The organism is Flavobacterium fryxellicola (assembly GCF_900143245.1).
GTDB classification, from domain to species: Bacteria; Bacteroidota; Bacteroidia; order Flavobacteriales; family Flavobacteriaceae; genus Flavobacterium; species Flavobacterium fryxellicola.
Window position 1 is genome coordinate 1 of record NZ_FRDK01000025.1, and the last position, 3925, is coordinate 3925.

Below are 3925 nucleotides of genomic sequence, written 5' to 3' on the forward strand. Positions count from 1 at the left end.
AACTACGAAAACCAATCCTTAAAAAAAGAGGACTCTAAATCCTCTTGGTAATCCTTCTACTAATTTTACGATAACGCCATAGTGTTAGCGGACTCTCAACCGGTTCCGTTCAACCGCGGGTTCATTGTTGGCTTTTCAAGCCAACGAACCCTTATCTGTTAGCGGATGTTTTTTCTATTTAAATTTTTCAGTTAAAACTTTTTTATCATCTTCTGATATATTCACAATATTAAGTGTCAATTTTGTTCCAATTAGATTTTTATTTTTGAATTGAATTTTCAAATCATTTCCGTTTAGAATAAATTTTGTTAAAATAAATTTACTGAAATATGAATAATCATTTTCGTCATTGTATTTTAAAATAAAAGGTGCTTTATAAATATTTGTTGGATATGTATTTCTACAATACAAGTAAATTTCATTTTCATAAAAGTAAAATTTACAATAATTAAATTCAGTTCCAAAGTCTAATAATACATTTCTGTACACATATGAAAATATTTTTAAATCACTTGTCTGTTCTGTTTCATCGTTAATTTTATTTGATATTTTCTTTATATCTCTAAATTTATCTAAAATTATTCTTCCAATAAAATAAACACTTATACATCCAATAATTATCTGAATTAATGTTTCAATTCTTTCCACTTATTTGATTCTTTTTTTTAGTTTTATTCCTCGAATTTTGTCGTTTCCCTCAAAATATCCGCTAACGTTATGCCACTTTGAGATGGCTGGAAATTCGTAACCGCTCAATTTTCGGCTTAACGAAAACTTGATGCGAAACGATAATTCCACTAAATTCCAGCTAGCTCAAAATGGCGGTTGTGCACTGTTATTTTTGTTAGAACGGAAGGTCATTCCATTCCTCAATTATTTCTTCTTTTTGTTCAGTTTTGGGCTTTTCAATAGTTTCTAAAAATCTAATAACGTTAGAGACATTGTTGAAAATTAATATACTTTCGTTATAATTCAAAATTACATTATCGTGTGCAAAGCTTTGATTATTTCTAACTCCATTAAATGCTTCTAATACCGAAATAGACGACTTCAAAATTCTTTCTGTCATTTCGGATTCTATTAAGTCTTCTTTTACTATTTTTTTGACATAACCACCAAATAAGCTATGAAGAGGAGTTTCTTTATCAAATGTTATCTGATGATTTTCACACAATTGTCTAACGTATTTTATCGTAAAAGTATGAAGTCTATCTAATCCTTTTTCAGGTTCATCATTATTTATACTTTCACGAATTGATTCCGCTAAAATTTTGAAAGTTCTATCGTCAGAATTTGCTTGAATTGCATCAATATTTTCAACAGGATTTTCAGCTTTTAGCTTCGCGACTATTATTAAGCAGTCTTTATGATTATTCTCATCTGCTACGTCAAAGTTGATTTCGCCTGATTGAGCTTGCTCTAACCAATAGTCCAAAAGTTTTTCTAATAATTTTCCAATATTATAATTTGATTCCACGTTCCAAAATCCACGAAGTCTATTTGCTTTTGAACCACTGCCATAATTATACTTTTCTTCATAAATATCTATTCCTACTGAATCTCCAACAAACTCTTGAAAAGTTCTGTCTGAAAAGTCCAAAACATATCCAGATTTCATTCCGAAAAGTTTTTCAAATTTATTTTTTTCTATGAAAGTAAGGCTCATACTTTAGTTTGGTTATAATAGTGCACAACGTCTTGGCGCTTGCCGAGGTTGGGGACTTTTGAAACCGAGTATTTTCGGCTTAACGTAAATGTAGTAAAAAAACGCTAATTCCACTAAATCCCCAATCTTGGCAAACGGCTGTTGAACTAAACCTACGATAGTGTTTTGCCTGAAAATGTTAGTCCTTTGTAAATATATATAAAACAAATTAAGATGACAAAAAAAAGAAGATGAAGTAGTTGTACCGACTACTATCATCAGTCGTGCAGTTGCAGAAGTTCCTGATTTTGCAGTTTTATTTCATCGCTTCAAGCGCACCATGTCCGTTCTGGGCAGAAGTGAAAGTACTTGTAGAAACTATGGCCAGCATGTTGCGGCTATGGCATTGCATTTTGGCAAAATCCCCACGGAGTTAGATATTGAGCAAGTACAAGAATACTTGTTTATGCTTCAAGAGCGCTCTAAAACACCTTCACAAACCTACTTTAAACATTGTGTTTACGGGCTTAGATTCTTGCTTAAATCCGAGGGCTTGCCTTATGAATACCTGCATTTACCGTCGATTAAACACGATAAAAAACTTCCTACTGTTCTCAGTAAAGAGGAAGTTTGGCGGTTGCTTACAAGTTGCCAACTGCTCAAACACAAAATTCTTATTGGTCTCTTGTATGGCTGTGGCTTGCGTTGTATGGAAGTACGAAGTGTGCGTTTGCAAGACTTGAATTTTGATCGTGAACAACTCAAAGTGGTACAAGGAAAGGGCAAAAAAGACCGTTATGTGCCGCTCTCCAAACATTTGATCTGCGGACTCAAAACCTACATCGAGGCCGAAAAACCAAAAGTCTATCTTTTCAACGGACAACCCCAAGGCAGAGCAGGCGGTGATTTCGACAGTCGTTATTCCCAGCGTGGCGTGCAATGGGCAGTGAAACAAGCCTGCAAGGCTGCAGGTATTAAGAAAGATGTTTGTGTGCATACGCTTCGACATACTTTCGCCACGCACTTGCTTGAAGATGGACTCGATATTATTAGCCTAAAAAACCTTTTGGGACACGAGCAAATCGAAACCCTCAATAAAAAAGGCTATTTCCGATTAAAAAAAGAGGGTTCTTGAATTCCATTAAAAAATTATTAAAGCGTGAAAAGACTACGATGGAGTATTTGCATATTGCACAACTCGACACGATAAAAGCCTTTAGTCCGCTAGATACTTTGTTTGCTAAATGCAGCCGCAAATAGCTAGTAGTGCCGCAAGTCAAAGAGAAGTAGCACATGTACTAGAAAAACTGGGCAGTAAAGTAGAGAATTTAGGACTCAATACTTGGCAATTGCGCACTTTATCAGCAGTGCGAAGGTGCCGAACGGCGGCTTTGGGCGGTCATATTGATGCGTGTGACAACTGCGGAAAAATTAGTATCAGTTACAACTCGTGCCGCAACCGCCATTGTCCTAAATGTCAAGGAAAAAATCGGGACGATTGGATTCAGGCTAGACAAAACGAACTCTTGCCAGTACCTTATTTTCATGTGGTTTTTACCTTGCCTGATAGCATCAATAGTCTAGCGATGCAGGATCCAAGATTGGTTTATGATTTACTTTTTGAGTCGGCATGGGAAACGCTTAAAACTTTTGGCAAAGCCAAAGAAATCCAAACTGGAATGATTGCCGTTCTACACACTTGGGGGCAAAATTTATCGCTGCATCCACACTTGCATTGCATTGTGCCTGGCGGTGGCGTGGATAAAAACGGCATTTGGAAAAACATACAAGGCGATGGTAAATTTTTGTTTCCAGTCAAGGCGTTGTCTAAAGTTTTCAGGGCAAAATATTGCGAGAAACTAAAAGAGAGAAGTCCTGACAATTACACTAAAGTCAAGAAACAATTGTGGGAGAAACAGTGGGTAGTGTTTGCTAAAAAGCCTTTTGGGAGTCCGAAATCAGTAATTGAATATTTGGGTAGATATACCCATAAAATAGCCATTAGCAACAACCGCATTCAAAGCATCGACAATCAAAACGTAACTTTTACCTACAAAGATTACCGTCAAAACGGGTTCAAGAAACAAATGACGCTCACGCACGAGGAATTTATCCGAAGGTTTGCGTTGCATATTTTGCCCAAACGTTTTGTAAAAATACGCCATTATGGCTTTTTGAGTAGCACTTGGAAAAGGGGAAAATTAAAGGTTTTACAAGAAAAGCTACAAGTAAAAGTATTAGAAAAAGTAGAGAAGAAGCCTTTTCTCCCCAAATGCCCTT

4 protein-coding genes are annotated in these 3925 nt (G+C 35.8%); 2 read left to right on the forward strand and 2 right to left on the reverse strand.

Features of this window, described 5'->3' with window-relative positions; genetic code table 11:
* Positions 1–174 precede the first annotated feature (174 nt).
* Both BUA03_RS16230 and BUA03_RS16235 read right to left on the reverse strand, forming a co-directional pair.
* Positions 175–648, reverse strand: coding sequence for a hypothetical protein (locus BUA03_RS16230; protein ID WP_066081925.1), 474 nt, complete (start codon positions 646–648; stop codon positions 175–177).
* Positions 649–844: 196 nt separating this feature from the next.
* Entirely contained in the window at positions 845–1666 is an 822-nt protein-coding gene (locus BUA03_RS16235) for an abortive infection family protein (RefSeq protein ID WP_066082202.1), read from the reverse strand.
* A gap of 319 nt (positions 1667–1985) precedes the next feature.
* Between BUA03_RS16235 and BUA03_RS16240 the strand changes: the two genes are divergently transcribed.
* Together BUA03_RS16240 and BUA03_RS16245 are read left to right on the forward strand one after the other, a co-directional pair.
* The gene (locus tag BUA03_RS16240) at positions 1986–2780 is read left to right on the forward strand and encodes a tyrosine-type recombinase/integrase (protein WP_066082204.1); all 795 of its coding nucleotides are present in this window, start codon (positions 1986–1988) and stop codon (positions 2778–2780) included.
* A gap of 109 nt (positions 2781–2889) precedes the next feature.
* On the forward strand, positions 2890–3925 hold a 1036-nt coding region (locus BUA03_RS16245; RefSeq protein WP_072675759.1), incomplete at its 3' end, for an IS91 family transposase.